We start from the raw sequence: 3,701 nt of genomic DNA, 5'->3' as shown, positions 1-3,701 counted from the left end.
ATAGCCGAAGAATTCCATGGGGGCGATACCTCGGGCCTTGCGCCGCTCGTTGGCCGTCTCTATCGAGCGCCTGAGCATAGAGACGAGGCCGGTGTAGGTGTACTTGCCGCCGTCCAGTCTGCGGATCAGCGGCTCTTCCAACTTCACCACCGTCCCGAGGACCGGGGTCAGGATGCTTTCGAGCTCGGGGCTGATTGCGATCTTGTGCCGGCGCTTGGTCTTGTTCTGCGTGAACGTCAGCACCTTGGCGCCCTTCGGCCCCGTGAGGTTGGCCGTCGTCCACTTGATGATGTCGCTCTGCGGTCGCTGAAGCGTCCGGTACGTCGTCTCAAGCAAGAGCTTCTCCGAGCGGGTCGCCACGTCCATGACTTCCCGATACTCGTCGTGGGTCACGTAGCGTTGCCGCTTGTACTCGGGGTTCCTGACGATCCCGCTTTTCTTCATGCACGGGTTGACGAGGATCGGGGATTCAGGGCGCCTGAGCAGCCACGACAACATGGACGAGAGGCACGCCTTCTCGCGGTTTCCCTGCGTCGCCCTCGACAACTTCCCCTGCTCGTCGAGGTACGCCTGAACGTGGTTCGGCTTGATATCCTCCGGCAGCATCGAGCCAAAATAGATCATCAGCGGCCCGGCCTCATCGGCGTATCCGGTGTAATCATCGAGGGTGCGCTGAGCTTTCGCCTTCGTGTTCACCAGCTTCTCGAAGTCGGCCAGAAACAGATCCATCCAGTACCGGACCGTCCCGTAACTGCTGGTCGGATCGTTGTACAGCGCAGCCCGCTTCTTGGCCTTGGCGATGTCCGTGCCGACGTTCTCGAAGCGGTCCGTGTTCCGATGGCGATACCAGAACTTGCCACGGCGAAAAGCGAGGCGCGTCCCGGCCAGGCCGAGCGGATCACCGTCCTTGCGATTTCTGCCCACTGGATTTCCTTTTGCTGGCCCATTGCTCAAGACCGACGACGTTCGGTGAGGTGCCGACAACCGGCGCGGCTTGCCCAGCGACCCGTGCAGCCCCGTGGACGCGCTCGAACTCACTGCGCAATAGCAGGGCATGGCCGCTAGGTTTGCGCTCGACGTGGAGCCTTAAGGCCGTGCGCAGATACCGGACCTGAGCGGCGGGCATTGTGAGCGGGAAGCAGAGGTCGTCGATTTCCTCTTGATCGAGGAACATCCGCACGCGTGTCGCTGTCTCGCTCATCTGGCTTCTCCCGGCGAAGGGTTCGTGAACACCAGCCAGTGAGTCATGCCCGACCGGCCCGATACTTGTCCGAACAACGGTGCATGCGGCGTGAGGGCAAGCACTTCGCTTACCTTGACCTGGGTCTCGTTCCACTTGAAGACGAGGACGCCGTGAGGTTCCAGCACACGGAAGCACTCGACGAACCCGGCGCGCAGATCGTCGCGCCAGTCAGTGCCGAGCCTCCCGTACTTCGCAGCAAGCCACGACCGAGGGCCGGCGTGGATCAGGTGTGGCGGGTCGAAGGCAACGAGCTTGAACGAGCCATCGGCGAACGGCAGTGCTCGGAAGTCCATCAGCGAGTCGGGATCGATGTGGATCGAGCGCTGGCCAGATGCATTGCCGCGAGAGTTGTCGGTGACGGTGATGGTCTCCCGGCGTTGATCGCCGAACACGCAGCGCGCGTCTTCCTTGTCGAACCACATCATGCGTGATCCGCAGCAAGGGTCAAGAACGACGGGTTCGCTCATGGCGTGCTGCTCCTGGAAGATTCAGGGAGACGCCGAAACTCGACGATCCAGACCCAGGGGTTGGCCTCCCATGAGCCGGGACCGTTGATGTCGTCCCAGAGTTCGGAATACCAAGCCATTGAGTCCATCGCGCTTTCGTCGGAATAGCCGGGCCAGCCTTCGGCCTCGGCGTCGGTGTCGCTGATGTCGTTTAGGCGCTCAATGCTGACGTTGGTGATATCGAGGGTGATGCGGCTCGCCCAACGTGGCATGAATATGCTCGGGCGCCACGGCGCTTTGATGACTTTGCCATCGACATCGCGCCATCCGCCAGCCGGCTGACTCTCGTCCGCGCGGTAGATCACGTCCCAATTGGACGGATCCTCTTTCCAGCCTAGGCCCTCAGGGTCGACAACGCTGAAGGCGTGTGTCTCTCGCGCCCAAAGCCGGTCGCCAGCGTATCCGTAAGGGCTCATCCCATTTGCCGGATCGGCGACGTATTGCGGAATGAACATGTCGGGCGCGAGCCATTTCAGCGCTTCGCCTTTTACGATCCGCCGCGTCTGAGTCTTCGTGCCGGCCAGCAGCGCGCGGACCATGGGAGCGGAAAATAAGATTGGCCGTTCTTTCATGTCGTCTCCCCACCCGCCAAGGGGGCGTAGTTAATTTCCTGAAGAATGGCTGTTGGAGAGCGCACAGCCTTTACTGGCTGAGTCGGTCTGTGAGGCGTCTTGAGACAAACGTATCGAGCGCCGCAATGACGACACTGCTCGCCTTTGAGAGGGCACAGCTTTTGGGTCATTCCGCTGCTCCTAACAGAACCAAGGGTGCTGGTCCCATCTTCAAGGCAGCTAAAGCCTTACCCATTGCGTCTGCGAGTGTTGGCCCCTGCCAGACTCGAACATCGTCATCCCCGCAGAACGGTGCAATGATTCTCTCGACGTGCCAGCGGTATTTTGCGTTGGCCTCGTCTGTCATCGCGCTCCAGTCAGGGCAATGCGTCACCTTGAAGCCGAGCGGAATTCGCGGCTCCTGCTCCGCCGCCTCGCTCGGTGCGCTCGAAGAGAGAGCGGCGAAAAGTGAGTAAGTCAACTGCAAGGCGCCAGCCTCATCGATGGGCGAGCGCCACACGGCTTTATTGTTGATGCTCCATTGGAGCGCTGCAATCAGCCGTTTTGCTGCCTCGCTCGGCTCTACCCTTTCCCGTGCAGCCCGCCATCCCACCCAGAATGAATCGGTGATCGCGCTGCGGTATCCATCGCCATCACGTTCGATGGGATAGTCTCGCTCTTGTGCCCATGCTTCGAAGGCTTGGCGCGATTGATCGAGAGATGGGGTGGTGGTCATGGTTGATCCTTGATCCATGCCTGAACGTCACGCGCTACATCGAGGTAGGCGGCGCTCGGCGTCTTGGTGATTTCCTGGCCGGGGCGATAAGTCGCCCACACGCGATCACGCAGGGCCTTGGGCAACTTGAACCAGTGGGCGGAACAGCCCCACATGGCGGGCGGCACGGCCTTGCCGCAGCCCGGCCAGTGGCAGGTATGACGGCTGTCACTCATGGCTCGCCTCCTTGACCGCAGCAAGGACAGCGCGAGCCAATTCCAGCGCGTCGGAGCACTTCACATACCAAGCCGTTTGACCAAGCTGCACACCGTTGGAAAGAGGGCCTACGCCAGCGGCCTCAACTACGCTGACCAGCCCTCTCAGCGCCTCTACCAGTTCCGCCACGGGTGCCACGGAGGGGGCGGCGTAGAGCGCCATGCGTGCATAGCTTGGCGAATCACCGGTGTCCTTTCGTTCTGCCTCAATCGTGTTGGCCCAAAGCGGACCGGTACGCGGATGAATGGGAACGTAGGCCACGGGTGCTACCTCTACCCGCCCAGCAGCGACCATCGCGCGATAGGCGGCGGCGATTCGTCCGGTAGGTCCCCAGCCATCCGCGACTTGAAGCATTTCCTCTGTCGGCTCACGCGGAACAAGAACGAACCCTTCCTTAGCTACTGCCGATA

The 3,701-nt window shown here is 61.4% G+C and carries 7 protein-coding genes; all 7 read right to left on the bottom strand.

The window, feature by feature from the left end; all coding sequences use genetic code 11:
* The coding region (locus JWQ89_RS15755; RefSeq protein WP_299642484.1) for a hypothetical protein at positions 1 to 924 on the bottom strand (924 nt) is incomplete at its 3' end.
* Positions 899 to 1,201 carry a hypothetical protein gene (locus JWQ89_RS15750; protein ID WP_299642482.1) on the bottom strand — a complete coding sequence of 101 codons (303 nt, stop codon included), beginning with the start codon at positions 1,199 to 1,201 and terminating at the stop codon, positions 899 to 901. The genes JWQ89_RS15755 and JWQ89_RS15750, both read right to left, overlap by 26 nt.
* Positions 1,198 to 1,710 (bottom strand): SAM-dependent methyltransferase, encoded by a 513-nt coding sequence (locus tag JWQ89_RS15745; RefSeq protein ID WP_299642481.1) that lies wholly within the window; start codon positions 1,708 to 1,710, stop codon positions 1,198 to 1,200. The genes JWQ89_RS15750 and JWQ89_RS15745 overlap by 4 nt, the downstream gene beginning before the upstream one ends.
* Positions 1,707 to 2,321 (bottom strand): hypothetical protein, encoded by a 615-nt coding sequence (locus JWQ89_RS15740; protein WP_299642480.1) that lies wholly within the window; start codon positions 2,319 to 2,321, stop codon positions 1,707 to 1,709. Before JWQ89_RS15740 ends, JWQ89_RS15745 begins: the two co-directional genes overlap by 4 nt.
* Before the next feature lie 166 nt (positions 2,322 to 2,487).
* Positions 2,488 to 3,036, bottom strand: a complete 549-nt coding sequence (locus JWQ89_RS15735) for a hypothetical protein (RefSeq protein WP_299642479.1) — start codon at positions 3,034 to 3,036, stop codon at positions 2,488 to 2,490.
* Complete coding sequence (locus tag JWQ89_RS15730) at positions 3,033 to 3,251, bottom strand: hypothetical protein (protein WP_299642477.1); 219 nt, start codon at positions 3,249 to 3,251, stop codon at positions 3,033 to 3,035. Before JWQ89_RS15730 ends, JWQ89_RS15735 begins: the two co-directional genes overlap by 4 nt.
* A partial coding sequence (locus JWQ89_RS15725; RefSeq protein ID WP_299642475.1) for a hypothetical protein occupies positions 3,244 to 3,701 on the bottom strand: 458 nt, incomplete at its 5' end. The genes JWQ89_RS15730 and JWQ89_RS15725, both read right to left, overlap by 8 nt.

This window comes from Devosia sp., from assembly GCF_028290645.1.
In the GTDB taxonomy this organism is placed as follows: Bacteria; Pseudomonadota; Alphaproteobacteria; order Rhizobiales; family Devosiaceae; genus Devosia_A.
This window is presented reverse-complemented; position numbering and strand designations above follow the sequence as displayed.

Excerpts from the sequence above, each read along its gene's own strand:
- JWQ89_RS15750 (WP_299642482.1), bottom strand. The coding sequence starts at position 1,201 with ATGAGCGAGACAGCGACACGCGTGCGGATGTTCCTCGATCAAGAGGAA.
- JWQ89_RS15745 (WP_299642481.1), bottom strand. The coding sequence starts at position 1,710 with ATGAGCGAACCCGTCGTTCTTGACCCTTGCTGCGGATCACGCATGATG.
- JWQ89_RS15740 (WP_299642480.1), bottom strand. The coding sequence starts at position 2,321 with ATGAAAGAACGGCCAATCTTATTTTCCGCTCCCATGGTCCGCGCGCTG.
- JWQ89_RS15735 (WP_299642479.1), bottom strand. The coding sequence starts at position 3,036 with ATGACCACCACCCCATCTCTCGATCAATCGCGCCAAGCCTTCGAAGCA.
- JWQ89_RS15730 (WP_299642477.1), bottom strand. The coding sequence starts at position 3,251 with ATGAGTGACAGCCGTCATACCTGCCACTGGCCGGGCTGCGGCAAGGCC.